Consider the following 15,935-nt stretch of genomic DNA (forward strand, 5'->3'; position numbering starts at 1 on the left):
TTAGCGGAATCTATGCCGAGATACCGCGAATGAATCGCGGTATGACGGTTCGCGGTGGTATGACGGTTAAGTAATTCGTCATCCCGCTACTTGTTAGCGGCTAAGAGATACCGCGAATGAATCGCGGTATGACGGTTCGCGGCGGTTATGACGTGTTAGCTATAGCTATCTTCAAAAATATGGTTGAATAATTGTGTGTATAATTATTAATATTTTTAAGCACTTTGGCTATGGCTTTATCTAAGTTTCTCGACCCTAAGCTGGATTTAACCTTCAAAAAAATATTTGGCACTGAAAAAAATAAGAATATTCTCATACATTTTTTGAATGATATTTTAGGATTTACCGAGATAAATACTATACAAGAAGTGGAATTCCTCAGTACTATAATGGATCCTGAAATTGCATCTGATAAGCAAAGTATAGTTGATGTTCTTTGCAGGGATTCTAGTGGGGCCAGGTATGTGATTGAAATGCAGCTTACTCGCGATAAAGGCTTCGAAAAACGAGCTCAACTGTATGCTGCTAAGGCTTACTCAAGACAATTAGATAAATCTGGCAACTACATTGATTTAAAGAAAGTCTTCTTTATTGCTATATCAAATTGTAACTTACTTCCTGAAGAAGTTGATTATATATCCAGCCACACTATAAGAGATGAGAAAACCAATGAGCATGACTTAAAAGATTTTCAATTTGTATTTATTGAACTACCGAAATTTCCTAAGAATAAGGAAGAACAGCTAGAAAGCATAGTGGATCGTTGGTTATTTTTCTTCAAATATGCAGATGAAACTACGGAAGAAGACTTAAGGAAAATAGCAGAAAAAGCACCAATAATAAAGTTAGCCTACGATGAATTAGACAGGTTTAGCTGGAATGAAAAAGATTTAGTAGCGTATGAAGAAAGAATAATGGATCTACGCAAAGAAGAAGCCATTCTTGAATACAGACTTGACCTTGCTACTGAAAAAGGCATCAAAATTGGTAAAGAGGAAGGGAAAATCGAAGGGAAAATTGAAGTCGCAAAAGCAATGCTGGCTAATAATGTTGATGTTACCACTATTGTTAAGTTTACTGGCCTTTCTATTAGTGAGATTGAAGAATTGCAGAATTAAGTGTGAACGGTACAGAGTAATTTCAAAGTGCATTTGCAATTGGAATGGATACATTTAATGGGAGTCCCATTTCACGGTGTTCAAATCTACTCCTTCTTGTACCATCTCCCAAAGTGGGCTCATTTCTCTCAGTCGGCCAACATTTTTAGCAACAAGATCTGCTGCGTACAAAACTTCTTCTTTAGTTGTAAATCGGCCTAGGCCGAATCTAATTGATGAATGCTCAAGGTCATGGCCATTATTTAGCGACCGTATGACATAGGAAGGCTCAAGAGACGCAGACGTGCACGCAGAACCAGAACTTACTGCTAAATCCTTGATTGCCATGATGAGAGACTCACCCTCAACATAGGGAAAGCTCAAGTTTAGGTTGCCAGGAATTCTATTTTCATAATCACCATTTAAAACGATATCAGGAAACGCTTCTTTTATCTTATTATACAAAATATCCCTTAATTCTTCCACTCTAGTTGTTTCTTTTTTCATTTCTTCTTTAGCAATACGTGCCGCTTCACCAAAACCAACTGCAAGAGGTGTTGGAACTGTTCCAGAGCGCATGCCTCTTTCCTGTCCACCACCACTAATTAGTGGTATCAGCCTAACACGAGGATTCTTTCTACGTACATATAATGCGCCTATTCCCATAGGTCCATAAATTTTGTGGCTAGAGAGACTCATAAGATCAATGCACATCTCATTAACATCAATTGGAACTTTTCCAAAGCTTTGAGCTGCATCTGTGTGGAAAAATATATTACGCTTCCTGCATATTTCACCAATCTCCTTTACAGGCTGAATCACTCCGATTTCATTATTTACCATCATTACTGAAATCAAAATTGTTTTATCAGTAATTGCTTCCTCAAGCTTTAATAAATCTATAATTCCGTTTTGCTTAACAGGCAAATATGTGACTTTAAAGCCTTCATTTTCCAGATGCCGACAAGAATCCAGAACACACTTATGCTCCGTGCAGACAGTTATTATATGATTTCCTTTATTTTTATAAAAGTGAGCAACGCCCTTGATTGCCGTATTATTTGACTCAGTTGCACCTGAGGTAAAGATAATTTCTTTGCTATCTGCGTTCACCAGATCAGCGATATGTTTCCTTGCTTTTTCCACTGCTTCTTCAGCAGTCCAACCAAATGAATGGCTGCGAGAGTGTGCATTACTGAACTCACCAAAGTAAGGTATCATCACCTCTAAAACACGGGGATCTACTTTAGTAGTAGATTGATAATCAAGAAATATTGGTAATTTTATTTTAGTATCATGTATTTTTTTACTTTCAACATTCATAAAGCTACCACGGAGACAAAATTTACAATTATTTTATAGCATTAAAACTTAATTTTTTCAAGATATAATCTTGCATCAAGTACAAAAGTGTCATCCAAGTAGCTGACACATAACTGTACGAACATTTATTTGCGAAAGCAGTGTGTTAAATGTTATAGCCAGTTTTGCCTCAAACACAAAGGCAGTGCCCAAACACTGGGATGACACCCTACTGGTGGCAATTGCTTCCAAATCACAATGTTTGTACAGCTGTGCGCCGTGCGCTGGAATCCGTTTTAGCCCTTATCTATATCTCAGTTCCACCAACAGTTATTGCGTCGACTTTGAGTGTCGGCTGACCAACTCCAACGGGCACATTTTGTCCATCTTTCGAGCATGTGCCAACACCAGGATCTAACTTTAAGTCATTACCAACCATAGATACTTTTTTCAACACTGTTGGACCATCACCAATTAGTGTTGCTCCTTTTACTGGCTGTGTAATTTTGCCATTTTCTATTAGGTAAGCTTCCGAAGATGAAAAAACAAATTTTCCTGACGTTATATCAACCTGCCCACCACCGAAATTTACTGCATATAGACCTTTCTTTACGCTAGATATTATTTCCTTCGGTGTATACTTTCCGGGCAACATATAGGTGTTTGTCATGCGCGGCATAATAACTTCTTTATAACTTTCTCTTCTACCATTACCAGTTGGGCTTACACCCATGAGTTTAGCGTTCATATGATCCTGCATGTATCCTTTTAGGATCCCATCCTCTATCAATATATTATAACTGGGTGGAGTGCCTTCATCGTCTACGCTGATAGAGCCGCGCAAATTGGGCAGAGTTCCGTCATCAACTACTGTGATGTCACTAGCTGCTACTTGTTTACCCACAGAATTTGAAAATGCTGAAACTTTTTTGCGATTGAAGTCGCCCTCAAGTCCATGACCCACGGCTTCGTGTAACAATATTCCTGGCCAGCCTGGACCTAAAACGACTGTCATTTCTCCGGCTGGAGTTGGAATTGCTTCAAGATTTACCAGTGCTTGTTCTAACGCTTGGTTTGCAACTTCTTTCCACTTTTTCTCAGAAATAAACTTACTATAAGAGTCCCTTCCACCATGCCCTGCAGAACCTCTTTCGGTACGGCCATCTTTTTCTACAATGACTAGCACATTAAAACGTACCAGAGGCCTGATATCGCTTAATCTGTGATCACCCTTTATTATTTGTACAACTTGCCATTCTCCACTTAGAGTTATTTTTACTTGCTTCACGCAGTTATTTTTGGACCTTACATACTCATTAACCTCATTGAGTAGCTTAATCTTTGAATTCAGATCCATTTCATTTATAGGGTTAATCCTCGAATATAGGCTTTTTGTCTCTTCGTTTAAATTTATTGAATTTGTCTTGTTTAAAGACACTGAGCTTTTTACCATAGAAGCAGCATTACTAATTTCTTTTTCGCTGATCTCAGAAGAACAAACGAAAGATGTACTATCTTCACAAAAAGACCTTAAACCAAATCCCCTTCTAGTATTCAAGTCCATGTGTTTTAATATGTTATCCTCAAAAACCAGGGACTCCGACTGGCAAAATTCTAGAAACAGCTCACCACCATCGCTATTGCTCAAAGCGTTATTGACTATTTTATATACGTTATTAATATTAACATTGTTTTGAGCAAAAAATATTTGATCTAGATTTGGCATTACCTTTGAACTAAAAATTGTTTAAGTATATTATTTAACTTTAACATAGTAAACTATAAAAAGCCCGGGTGGCGGAATTGGTAGACGCGCTAGCTTCAGGTGCTAGTAACTTTTTAAGTTGTGGAAGTTCAAGTCTTCTCTCGGGCACTCTTAGCTTCCATATTGCTTATTGAATTAATTAATGTTATAATATAACATATTAGGTAATATTCATGCTATGTATAGTGAAAAAAATAAGTTAGCCTGCAGAAAGAAGGTACGAACTTACTCGAAACGCTTAGTTACTACACTATCTACTATCTCTTTCATTGGATACATAGCGGCATTGGTCTTGAATATTCCTGTCTTAAGTCTGTATTTTAGTATTGCCGGCACTATATTCAGTGCACTTTCGTTTGCTTTAAATATATGGTCACTAAATGATCATTCCCGACAACAGAATCTTAATAAGAAATCTGGCATAAAAAACACTCCAGGACAAAAAAAGTTAACAAAGATCTATCTTGATATAGCATCCAGTGCTTCATTTCTAATAGGAGGTATTGCATCTATGTCGCTTTTTGAGTCTTCTGTTATTTATTTTGTTTCTACGCCTTTTTTTATTCTAGGCTGTGTTATTATGGCAGCTAATATCGTTCAAACTATGATTAGTGAACCACAGACAAAAAACGTCCTTGAGAATCTCTCTTCAAATACTGCAAGAGTACAAGCTTAAGTATTAACTTATTTAACTTATACAGGAATATTAGCTATATAATTCCACTGAAGGAAGCCATTCAAAAGAGTTCGATGTAATTAGCGTCAAAAAAGTGTAAGCAGAAATTGTGGGCTTATTGGGGTAGGAGCGCTTAGTACTCCTACTTCCACATCAATTACTTGAATAATTGCTCAAGCTATCAAAATAAAAGTTTTTATTCAGTAATTTGTGTATAAAGGGTACTATTTTACTAGTAGTGAAATAAATCAGAATGAAGTCTATTTTATTAACGAGGCCTTTATTGGACTCGTTCAATACAAGAAATATATTGAGAAAGTATGGATACAAAGTTTTTATAGAACCAGTATTCACAATAAAGTACTTAAATCCTGATATATCTGCGTACGAATTTGACGTTGTGATATCTACAAGTAAAAACAGTGTAAAGGCTTTTAGTCAAATATGCAAAGAGGATGACTTTCCGATTATTACAGTTGGTAATTCAACCATGCAGGCTGCAAAAAATTTGGGATTTTCTGATATAATCTCAGCAGACAGCAACGTTGATGGTCTGATATCATTCATAAAAGCTCACTATTCAAGTGCAATAAAGTTCTTATATATAAGAGGACAAGAAGTATCATGTGACCTAAAAAAGAGATTATCTGAAGAAGATTTTAACGTAAGAGAAGTTGTACTCTATAAAACAATTATAAAAAGGAATCTAACTAATAGGTGTAAAAATTTACTATTGGATGGTAAAATTGATAGTGTTGCTTTTTTTTCCTCACAGACAGCAAGGATATTTTGTTCATTAGTTCTAAAAAGTGGGTTATCTCATGTGATGAATAATACAGTTGCATATACTATGAGTAAGAACATTGCTGATAGTTTAAAGTTAATCAAATGGAAAAAAATTATAACATCGAGGTTGCCTACTGGGGAGAGTTTAATTGATATAATTAATAAGGATTGTTGATGCTAAAGATTGCAACTTGGAATGTAAACTCCATACGTAAAAGAGTTAACCAACTTTGTAGTTTTATAGTTGATAGTCAGATAGATATAATTTTGCTGCAAGAGATAAAATGTATGGAAGAGCAATTTCCTTATGCAGAGATAGAGAAGCTGGGATATGAATGTGCTGTCTATGGACAAGTTGCAAGAAATGGCGTTTGTGTTTTATCTAAATATCCGATACTGGAGAAGTTTAAGATTGATATCGTAGAAGGTTATCAAGAAGCGCGTTATATAGAGTGCATAATAAAGCACAATAATCAGAAGGTAAGGGTGGGAAGTGTATACGTTCCAAACGGTCAAAGCCCGGACTCTCAAGCATTTGAATATAAACTCAAGTTTTTTGATAATCTATATGAAAGGATGAGCACTTTGTTAAAGAATGAAGAGTTAACTATTATAGCTGGCGATTATAATGTTGCACCGGATGAAATTGATGTCTTTGATTCAAACTTATTGAATGGCCAAGTGTGCTTTCATATAAGAGAACGTGAGAAGTTAAGAGCGATCTTGAATCTTGGGTTTAAAGATGCGTTTAGAATATCTCACCCAAATTTGCAACAATTCACTTGGTGGCATTATCAAGGCAATTCACTCAGAAATAATCAAGGAATGCGAATAGATTATATGCTGTTATCACCACAAGCTGTAGATAAATTGGAAACATGCTACATAGATGATAGATTGCGTAAGCTAGAAAATCCGTCTGACCATACTCCTGTTGTATGTGCTATAGAATAATAGCAGATCTCTTACACAATTCACTTTTGGCAAACCTGAGTAGTCTTACCTTTGCTGCTCTGTGGTTCTTCCCTTCGTTTGTTTTCCTTTCCTGTCCAAGATTGATCGCGCTGCTCACTCTTTTCGTTTTCCCTGTTGTTTCTCTGGGAAATTTGCTCAGGAACAGGTTGTTTTTCACTCTTTTCTTTTCCTTGGGAAATTTGTTCAGAAACAGAGGTACCTTTCTCAACTTCTGTAACTGGGGTTTTTAAAATATCATCAATGCCCTCGAGAATTTTTCCATTCAGTTTTGCTCTCTTTTCTGTATCATCTTTATCTTGTGAGCTAGGGTCATACAAAGTACCTTTTTTGTTATTTGAAAAAAGAACCTCCACTCCTCCTTTTATGGCAAATATTGTGCCGATAGCAGTAAGAACTACTCCGAGTGTAGTAGGACCAAAAATTAACATTGGAATAGTGGAAAGAAGGACAGGAAAAAAGATCTTGCTTAAGAACGTTGTTACCATCTCTTCATCACTGAGTGGTGGTTCATCCTCTTCTTTCTTGTCTTTACCTAAGAATGGTATTTTTTCTTTCATCCCATCCATAAAGGAGCCAGAAATATTTTTCGGGTCTATTTTGATCCCTCCAATTAGCAGCAGCAGCATTTCCAATACAAACTTTATGGATGAATCTTTAGCTTCTGTACCGCGTATATCAGCTACACAGTCATCTACTACTTCTTTTATTTTACCATTCTTGAGATTCTCCTCATTAGCTAATTTTTTCTCTCTAATTTTCTCAAATACGGAAAGTAAAAACTGAGAAAAATTCTCTTCACTGAGTGGTTCTACATCTTCTAGCTTGACATTATTGAATATAATTTGATTCTGACTTAGCATGAAAGCGAGTACTGCCTCGTCATCTTCCTTTAATTCTTTAGGTTGTACTTTGTTTTTTAGCAATTGTATAAAGGCATCATGGATTACCTGATGTTCCTCTTTTTCAAAAATTTTCTCATCTTCGTTAGTTACCTGAGTAGGTAACTTTGGAGGTTTTGAACTTTTTACTTGTGGGCCTGTCATGGCTGACCTATTTGCATTTGCTATGTTCTATTCTAACATATTTTTCGTATTAGTTCAAATGATTTATACTCCTAGAATTCACGATGTTTAAGTCATAATTAAGGGAATTTAGACCCCAGTTGTCGCCAACTTTTATTTCTACTTCAAGTGGTACAGAAATTTCTATTGCATTTTCCATTATATCTTTCATAAGTTTTGCTGTTTCTTGTACCTTTTCGTCTTCTACTTCAACCAGTAGTTCATCGTGAACCTGGAGGATTATTTTACCTACTTTTAATTGGTCAAAAAGCTGAATCGTCGCACGTTTTATTATATCAGCGGCGGTGCCTTGCAGTGGTGCGTTTATTGCTGCCCTTTCTGCAAATTGTCTTATATAAGGAATTGTATTGTTTATGTCTCTTACAAAGCATCTCCTGCCAAACAAAGTTTCTACATAACCATGCAATCTTGCGATAGACACTGCTTTTTCCATATAGGCCTTTATTTCTGGGTAACAGGAAAAATAGTAATTAATGTATTCAGCAGCTTCCGCAATGGTAATTCCAAGCCGCTTTGCAAGACCAAATGGGCTAATGCCATATATAATTCCAAAATTGATGGATTTTGCTTTGCGTCTTAATTGCTCATCTATTTCTTGCACTCCAAAAACTTGCCTTGCGGTGATCTCATGAATATCTTGTCCGTTTGCAAAAGCTTCTTTAAATGCTGCAACGTTTGCAACGTGTGCCAGGAGTCTTAATTCTATTTGCGAATAGTCAGCAGAAATTATCTTATACCCTTTTGGCGCAATAAATGCTTGTCTGATAAGATTTCCCTCTTCGCTTCTGATAGGAATATTCTGTAAATTAGGATTGCTGGAGCTCAGCCTTCCAGTTGCAGTTGCAGTCGTTGAAAAGCTTGTGTGTATTCTACCATCAAGTGGATCAACTTGCTTTATTAATGCATCAGTGTAGGTGCCTTTTAATTTACTTAAATGTCGCCAATTTAAGATTTTACTTGCGATTTCTACCCCTTCTTCTTCGAGTGCCTCTAGAACTTCATAATTGGTGCTATACGATCCAGATTTTTTTGACTTTTTCTTTTTATTAAGCCCCATTTTGTTGAACAAAACATCACTTAATTGTTTTGGCGAAGCAATATTAAATCTTTCTCCTGCCAAATTATATATCTCATCTTCAAGCACGGCAATTACCTGCTGAAATTTATCGGACAGCTCCTGTAATTTTTGTATGTTCAGTAATATCCCATTTTTCTCCATATCAAATATTACTTTCATAAGTGGCTTATCGAAGCGCTCGTAAATTGTGAACAATTTTTCCTGAAATAACCTTTGCTTTAGCTTTTCATGAATTGCTATTAAAGTTTTTGCCGAGAGAATTTCTGCATTTTCACTCAAATTATGCGCAACTATGTTTGGAATACTGTGATCATGCTTTCCTGTATCCAAGCTATACGACATTATCATCAAATCATCAACTGAATCTAGAATCTTCTCTACTGCAGGAAAGATTTTCCTGATCTCTTTAATGTTATGTATTATTTTAAGCACCCCATTTGAGAGCAAAGTTAAGTTAATTATAATGAGTGCATCTTGTATGCTGTCTTGCCCTATATAAAAAATATTACTTTCGCTATAAGATAGACTTAATACATTGTTTTCAAGGTGGTAATGAATTGCAATTCTGCCTTCATATCTACAATGCTCTAAAAATTTCTCTAACTCTTCACTACTATACTCTATTTTTTCTTCTGTGCTGGATCCTTTGTAAGAAAAAAGCTTTTCCATTTTACCTATTAAGGAATTGAATTCATACTTCTTTAAAAAGGATAATAGTTTCTCCATATTTGGAGAATGGACTTCATATTTTGCAATATCATGTTGAAGGTCTACTTTTTCGCATAGTGATAAAAGCTCTCTTGAAATCAATGCTTTTTCCTTATGTTCGGTAAGAATATTACGAATCCTCGTTTGCTCGATGTTATCAATGTTCTCTATAATATTATTCAATGAATCAAATTCATCTAATAATTTAGTGGCAGTTTTTGGGCCTATTCCTGGAACGCCTGGAATGTTATCGGATGCATCACCAGTTAGAGAAAATAAATCAAGAAGCTTGTTTGAATTTACACCAAATTTTTCTACTATTTGTTTTTCATCTATGTATATATTTTTAATGGGGTCGAATATTAAAATATTGTGGTTCAAGAGTTGAAATAAATCTTTATCTGATGAAACGATTACCACTTTAAAGTCTTGGTGGTTGGCATATTTTGCAGCTAGTGTTGCGATTATGTCATCTGCTTCATAACCTTCAATTTCTTCATAGCTGAGGTTAAAAGCTTCTACAGCTTCCCTCAGTATGGTGAACTGTGGAGTTAGATCCTCAGGAGGCGTTACTCTATTCGCTTTGTACTCAGGATATAAATTGTGCCTAAAATTCTTTTTCCCTGCATCAAGTGCTATAGTTAAGTAGTCCGAATGGGCAATGTACTTAAGAACCATATTCAGAAAGCCATATACACCACCTATTGGCATTCCTGTTGTGGTAATTAAGTGAGGTAGTACATAGTAAGCTCTAAAAAGAAAACCATAGCCATCGATGATTGTGAAAGTTTTTTCTTTCATTGTAGATATTTATACGTGCTTTTGATGGTCCACTATTTAGCTGAGAAAATCAAGTTTTTGTTTTTCTGCTTTTGAGCGTTGTAAGAGATTTTACCGAAAATAGCATTCATGATGGGGATGTACACATATGTAATATCAAAACCTAGTAGAAGAAATTTGACCTTACCCAGAAAAAGTGGAGAGAAAGTTTGGAATGTTTTTCACAAAGAGAATGATGAATCAAAATGCTCAGGAATGCAATAGTTAATAGTGACGTTGTTTGTTATAAAAAATTTCTATGTATTCAAATATTGCAGTTCTAGTTTGTTGAGCAGAGTGTTGTGAAGTATCAATAAGTATTTCTCTTTTCAATGAGCTAAAGAAGCTTTCTGCAACAGAATTGTCGTAACAACAGCCTTTATTACTCATCTATATTCTTTACAGCTAAGAGATATTGATACCCTTGCGCAGTATATTGTGAACCTTGGTCACTGTGCAGCAGTAGATTTTTAACAGGTTTACGCCTATTAATGGCCATTAATAAAGAGTTCATAACCAATTGTTTATTTATTGCACTACTCATTAACTACCATACGTGAGAATTATTGCTGCCAAATATAGCCATCCCTCCTTGGTTTTGATGTAAGTAATCCCATACTTTATTTGGTTGATCAACAATAAAGTTTTGATCTAGTATATTGGGAGCTACAGCTCTATTATCTGTTTGTTGTTTTTTAATTTTAAACTTTCTTCTCAGTATAGCCCTGATGTCATTTTTCTGCATAATACTTTGCACCGTTTTCAAATTGCAACTTTTACCCAAAGCCTTCAATTCAGCATGAATTTTAGGAGCTCCATATCTACATTTAGAAACTTGATATATTTTTTGAATAGCTTCGAGTAGCTCTTTATTTGCTGATTCTCTACTGCTTATTTTTCTTGTGGTCCACTTATAGTAGCCACTAGCAGAAAATCCTACATAATTCCTGTACTTTATAGCAGTTACTATATAAAAAAATATTTTACTCTTTTTGACTGGCCAGGGCTTTTTTTAAAATGTCTCTTTCTCTTGTTACTTTTGCTAACTCTTTCTGTAAATCAAATCTCTCTTTGTCATAAGGTGCTACATCTGGAAATGCATTTGCCGCTGACTTTTTTTCGTTATATTTCTTCATCCATTTTCCTAATACACTATCCCTTATTCCTAGATCTCTTGCTACTTTTGCAACTGGTTGACCTACCTTTCTTTGTTCATTTGCCAGCTTAACAGCTTCCAATTTGAATTCTGCTGTATATTCTCTTACCATTTCTAATCCTCCAAAATTTTATTTTACCCAAAAAAACTCTTTTCTTTCTCTCCACTTTTTCTTGGTAAGGTCACTATTTCTTAAGTAATTTACACTTCAGAGTTTATCTGCTTTAAAGTTTACTCTATTCTGTTTCAGCATTTGTCATAAATCCTTAATTATTTCTGACTTTTTAGTTCAGTTTTTAACCATTCTTTCCTTAACTTAATGGCAGTGACAATAAGCCTATCTATCATTCTGATGTGATTTCAGTTTTTTTTACATGCAAACTTTCTAATCCCACCTTGTAGTTAGGGTAAATTAGAGAGACATTAAGATCTTTTTTAATTTTAACATTACTTACTTTTTTTGATCCTAAATAAAAACTCTGTGCATAATCTGGTAGGGAAGAAGCCTCAATTGGTTCTGGAGGGCTAACATTGAGAAGTTTGGTCGCATATATTACCACTTCAGATTGTGTAGTGGGTAAATCGTCTGCACAATTGTATATTTCACCAGGTTTTATGTTTTGCATGGAAGAAAATAAAATATTCGATATATCTTCAACGTGAATACGAGAAAAAAAATGCCCTTCTTTTTTCACATTTCTTGCTTTGCCAAGCTGCAAGTCAATTAACACGTTCCTACCAGGACCGTATATTCCAGCTAAACGAAAAATATGTACAGGCAGTTTGCTATTTAGCCACTTCTTTTCAGATTTAAGGCGCTTTTCTCCTCTGATTTCTATAGGTCTTGTTTCAGATTCCTCATCCACCCAATTACCAGAGTGATCACCATAGACGCTAGTTGCAGACAAATAACCAAACCATTTAACATTTTGCAGGCAATCACCGTATCTCTCCACAACATCATCACCATCTGGAGGAATAGAAATTAAAACGTGCGTTGCGCTTTTAAGCAGATCTTGGCTAACCTTCTCATAATTAAAGAGGATTACATTTTGTATATCTTTACTTCTTGATGTGCCACTGACTTTCCAACCTAAGTTCAGTAATTTTTTCGATAAAAATTTAGCTACATATCCATAACCAAAGCAAAACAAGTGCATGAAAATTAATTTTTAAAATTCTTCTTGATAAATTCTACTCCTAATTTTATTCCCTCTTCATTAATAATATGCCCTAATGCATGAATTGGGTGTCCTTCAACATTTACTCCATTTTCTTTCAGAGCTTTAACCGCTAAGTCGAGGGACGAAAAAGGTACCACGTCGTCAGCATCACCATGGATAACACATATGTTAGGTTTTGACTTGATCTCTGGTGCAGTTTTTGAAGGTGAAAGAAATCTACCAGAGTATGCAACAACTGATGCACAGGATTGAGAGCGGGTGAGAGCTGTATGTATTGCAAGCATTGCTCCTTGAGAAAATCCAACTAAAGAAAGTTGCGTATCTTTTAAATTAAGCTCCTTTAATTTTGTATCAATGAAATGATTTACAATTGATGTAGCATTTTTTACTCCATTATATAGCGCTTCCTCACTACGATCTTCCAAGCTGAACCACTGATAACCATCACCTATTTCTCTTTCAAACGGAGCATTGGGTACTGCAAAATATGAACCCAGTAAAAACTTGCTCATAACTTTAGCAAGGTGAATGAAATTATCGCCACTTGAGCCCCAACCATGTAAAAAAATAATCAAATTTTTCTTATTTCCGCCTGCACAAATTTCTGGGCCTTTAAGTTCAATCATTTCTTTTCCTTTTGCATTTATATTTTTATTTAACACTAATTTTCAAATTTGTAAAAACCCATGTGCAATTATGTACACTAGCTCATAACTGTATGAACATTGCAATTTGCAGGCAATTCGCGTGGCAGATGAAAGTAGCTGACACTGGAATCCAGCTTTTGATCGAAAATGTTGCATAGTGCACAATCAATTTTTCTAGATCCCAGTGTCAAGCACTGGGATGACATCATAGGGGCGCTGGGATGACACCCTCCTGCTAGACAATGTTCGTACAGCTATGGAATGAATCGCGGTATGACGTAGGATTGCTGTCATTCCAGTGCTTGACACTGGGATCCAGTTCTTATTACCTGGTGTAAAGTTAAGTTTCCTGGATTCCAGTGTCAAGCACTGGAATGACACCTCTGGGCACTGCCGTCATAAAGGAACCAGTGTCAGCTACTTTCATGGCATCAATAATTGACCTCGACTTACCGTCCAACTAGAAAGTTGTATATAGAATGACAGAAATCCAGATGTTATTTACTTACTTTCGATCTTTTCTATCAATTTTTTAACTAAGCCTCTTAGCTTTTTACTGGATTCATCAAGCTCTTGAATCTGCGAGCTGTGCTCTTTCATTAGTTCCTTATAGTTACCTCTTATGTAGTCAATCATTTCCTTCATCTGAGCAATCATCTTGTTAACATCCATACTGCCCAAATCAGGTATCATGCCAGGCATAGCCCCTTCTAACATACCGCCAGCCATAAGCTGCTGAGACATTTGCATAAATGGTTTTAAAGTCTGATTAAGCAATTCAGGATCCTTGGCTAATTTTTCTATTTGCTCTTTGCAAGTATCCATATACTGCTTCATAAATTCATCTTCTTGCCCTTTGTCTATCATAATTATAACCTACCTAAAAATACGTGTTCTTTATTATATATTATTTTAAAATTAAAAACAATACAAAATACCTGTCACAATTGCATTAATACTTTTTAAATAATAAAAAATGCTCCTTTGCTTATAAAGGGTCACATACCTTCTTTAACCATTCCTTATCTTTTACGCTATTTTCTAAGTTTTTATAGACAAATTGATGGTAGCCATTTATCCATTCAATTTCATCCTTAGTAAGCATTTGCACATTTATTAGTCTTCTATCATATGGAATAGAGGTCAGTTGTTTAAAGTTTAAGAAGCCGTTTTCTTGCCTGTCAACATATATCAGATTTTCAATTCTTATTCCATACTCTCCCGGAATGTAATAGCCAGGTTCGTTGGAAAGTATCATCCCTGGCGTGAGTTTCACTTTATTACTTTTTGATATTGCTTGTGGTCCTTCGTGTACTGATAGGTAACTTCCTACTCCATGCCCTGTACCATGCATATAGTCCATTCCAAATTTCCATAAATGCGTACGTGCTAATATATCCAATTCTCCACCAGTAGTGCCAGGAGGAAAGATGACACTTGCTATAGCAATGTGAGCTTTGAGTACTATTGTATAGTGGGTTATTTGTTCATCAGTTGGATTGCCAATTGCTACAGTTCTTGTCACATCAGTTGTGCCGTCAAGGTACTGGCCACCAGAGTCAATCAAATACAGTCCATCTTTCTGAATTACTTTATTCGTCTTACTGCTTGCACGATAGTGAATTATTGCCCCATTCTCATTAAATGCTGAAATTATTGGAAAACTTAGTTGCTTAAACAAATTCTGCTCTTTTCTGTATTCTAAAATCTTTTCTTCAGCTTCAAGTTCTGTACCAACATTATTTTCAAGCCAATATAGAAAATTTGTAACTGCCACTCCATCTCTGATATGCGCATTTATAGCCCCAGCTATTTCAGTTTGGTTTTTTGCTGCTTTATAAATTAGACAAGGATCTTCTCTCTCAGCTACCTGTTTATCTTTTATTACAGCCATGATACTCATTGGAGTTGTGCTTGGATCCATGACTATTGAATTTAGCTTGTGCAGCGAATTTTCTAGCTCACTAATATCAAAAATATTTATATGATTGCCTAAATTTGCTTCTATAGTTGAATGTTCTTTATCTTGAATAAACAAACCAACATTACCGCTTTTATACAATATAGCACGGCCCAATATACATGGAGTATATTTAGCATTTTCATTTCTTAAATTTAATAACCACGAAATTGAATTTGGATCAGTTAAAAGCACTACTTCAGCTTCTTTATCTATGCTTTTAGCTATTTTTTCACATTTGTCCTTACTACTTTCACCAGCATATTCAATAGAATGTAAAACCACTGCTTGTTTTCGACAGTCACTTTTTTTTCCAGCTAAACAGAGTATTAATTTACAGATATTCTCATACTTTCTTATATCTTCTATGGTAAAATATTGCAAATAATAACCTAGTGAGGCAGTCGATGTTAAGTTTGCTTTTATCCATTCGCGTGGATCCTCTTCTTGTATATTATATACTTGAAAATTGCCCCGATCGAGCTGATTGCGAGCTTGTGTGATATAGCGTCCATCCGTAAAAAATGGGCACTTGTTGTCTTTTGTAACGATAAGTAGCCCATTTGTTCCTGTAAAGCCACACAGCTTTGTTAGCTCCTCTGAATACTCATTTAAATATTCATCTTTAGTATGCAACATAAATGCATCAACGTTTATCTCGTGCATAAAAGAACGAAATTCTTCGATTTTTGACATAGAA

General features: G+C 35.4%; 15 protein-coding genes, 1 tRNA gene and 1 pseudogene. 6 read left to right on the plus strand and 11 right to left on the minus strand.

From position 1 onward, the window contains the following. Positions 1 to 230 precede the first annotated feature (230 nt). Positions 231 to 1,118: an Rpn family recombination-promoting nuclease/putative transposase gene (locus OPR28_RS04710; protein ID WP_265023599.1), complete on the plus strand. Its 888-nt coding sequence runs from the start codon at positions 231 to 233 to the stop codon at positions 1,116 to 1,118. A gap of 54 nt (positions 1,119 to 1,172) precedes the next feature. On the opposite strand, the gene OPR28_RS04715 is transcribed toward OPR28_RS04710, so the two are convergent. From OPR28_RS04715 to tldD, 3 genes are all read right to left on the minus strand, one after another. Next, positions 1,173 to 2,420 (minus strand): IscS subfamily cysteine desulfurase, encoded by a 1,248-nt coding sequence (locus OPR28_RS04715; RefSeq protein WP_265023600.1) that lies wholly within the window; start codon positions 2,418 to 2,420, stop codon positions 1,173 to 1,175. Between the two features lie 90 nt (positions 2,421 to 2,510). Further along, complete coding sequence (locus OPR28_RS04720) at positions 2,511 to 2,651, minus strand: hypothetical protein (protein WP_156517969.1); 141 nt, start codon at positions 2,649 to 2,651, stop codon at positions 2,511 to 2,513. Between the two features lie 55 nt (positions 2,652 to 2,706). Further along, complete coding sequence (tldD, locus tag OPR28_RS04725) at positions 2,707 to 4,125, minus strand: metalloprotease TldD (protein WP_010962974.1); 1,419 nt, start codon at positions 4,123 to 4,125, stop codon at positions 2,707 to 2,709. 62 nt (positions 4,126 to 4,187) lie between these two features. On the opposite strand from tldD, the gene OPR28_RS04730 reads away from it, so the two are divergent. The 4 genes from OPR28_RS04730 (at position 4,188) to OPR28_RS04745 (ending at position 6,580) form a co-directional block, all read left to right on the plus strand. After that, positions 4,188 to 4,272 (plus strand) — tRNA-Leu (locus tag OPR28_RS04730). Positions 4,273 to 4,342: 70 nt separating this feature from the next. Continuing rightward, positions 4,343 to 4,840 (plus strand): hypothetical protein, encoded by a 498-nt coding sequence (locus OPR28_RS04735; RefSeq protein WP_265023601.1) that lies wholly within the window; start codon positions 4,343 to 4,345, stop codon positions 4,838 to 4,840. Positions 4,841 to 5,093: 253 nt separating this feature from the next. Continuing rightward, positions 5,094 to 5,801, plus strand: a complete 708-nt coding sequence (locus tag OPR28_RS04740) for a uroporphyrinogen-III synthase (RefSeq protein ID WP_265023602.1) — start codon at positions 5,094 to 5,096, stop codon at positions 5,799 to 5,801. Next, on the plus strand, positions 5,801 to 6,580 hold the full coding sequence (locus OPR28_RS04745) for an exodeoxyribonuclease III (RefSeq protein ID WP_006279450.1): 780 nt from the start codon (positions 5,801 to 5,803) through the stop codon (positions 6,578 to 6,580). The genes OPR28_RS04740 and OPR28_RS04745 overlap by 1 nt, the downstream gene beginning before the upstream one ends. A gap of 20 nt (positions 6,581 to 6,600) precedes the next feature. Here OPR28_RS04745 and OPR28_RS04750 read toward each other — a convergent pair whose 3' ends face one another. Next, positions 6,601 to 7,644, minus strand: coding sequence for a hypothetical protein (locus OPR28_RS04750; protein ID WP_265023603.1), 1,044 nt, complete (start codon positions 7,642 to 7,644; stop codon positions 6,601 to 6,603). Positions 7,645 to 7,693: 49 nt separating this feature from the next. Then, complete coding sequence (gene polA / locus OPR28_RS04755; RefSeq protein ID WP_265023604.1) at positions 7,694 to 10,270, minus strand: DNA polymerase I; 2,577 nt, start codon at positions 10,268 to 10,270, stop codon at positions 7,694 to 7,696. Between the two features lie 117 nt (positions 10,271 to 10,387). Here polA and OPR28_RS04760 point away from each other — a divergent pair, with 117 nt between their 5' ends. After that, entirely contained in the window at positions 10,388 to 10,513 is a 126-nt protein-coding gene (locus OPR28_RS04760; RefSeq protein ID WP_265023605.1) for a hypothetical protein, read from the plus strand. Here the strand turns inward: OPR28_RS04760 and OPR28_RS07155 are convergent. From OPR28_RS07155 to OPR28_RS04805, 6 genes and pseudogenes are all read right to left on the minus strand, one after another. Beyond that, positions 10,471 to 11,556: pseudogene (locus tag OPR28_RS07155) on the minus strand (IS3 family transposase). The gene OPR28_RS04760 and the pseudogene OPR28_RS07155 sit on opposite strands and share 43 nt — an antisense overlap. A gap of 232 nt (positions 11,557 to 11,788) precedes the next feature. After that, positions 11,789 to 12,604 carry an SDR family oxidoreductase gene (locus OPR28_RS04785; protein ID WP_265023606.1) on the minus strand — a complete coding sequence of 272 codons (816 nt, stop codon included), beginning with the start codon at positions 12,602 to 12,604 and terminating at the stop codon, positions 11,789 to 11,791. Positions 12,605 to 12,609: 5 nt separating this feature from the next. Beyond that, complete coding sequence (locus OPR28_RS04790) at positions 12,610 to 13,254, minus strand: alpha/beta hydrolase (RefSeq protein ID WP_015589325.1); 645 nt, start codon at positions 13,252 to 13,254, stop codon at positions 12,610 to 12,612. A 195-nt stretch (positions 13,255 to 13,449) separates the two neighbouring features. Beyond that, complete coding sequence (locus OPR28_RS04795; protein ID WP_265023607.1) at positions 13,450 to 13,641, minus strand: hypothetical protein; 192 nt, start codon at positions 13,639 to 13,641, stop codon at positions 13,450 to 13,452. A gap of 135 nt (positions 13,642 to 13,776) precedes the next feature. Then, on the minus strand, positions 13,777 to 14,142 hold the full coding sequence (locus OPR28_RS04800; RefSeq protein ID WP_064125381.1) for a hypothetical protein: 366 nt from the start codon (positions 14,140 to 14,142) through the stop codon (positions 13,777 to 13,779). A 121-nt stretch (positions 14,143 to 14,263) separates the two neighbouring features. Further along, on the minus strand, positions 14,264 to 15,931 hold the full coding sequence (locus tag OPR28_RS04805; RefSeq protein ID WP_265023608.1) for an aminopeptidase P family protein: 1,668 nt from the start codon (positions 15,929 to 15,931) through the stop codon (positions 14,264 to 14,266). Positions 15,932 to 15,935 lie beyond the last annotated feature (4 nt).

This window comes from Wolbachia endosymbiont (group A) of Epistrophe grossularia (assembly GCF_947251435.1).
In the GTDB taxonomy this organism is placed as follows: Bacteria; Pseudomonadota; Alphaproteobacteria; order Rickettsiales; family Anaplasmataceae; genus Wolbachia; species Wolbachia pipientis.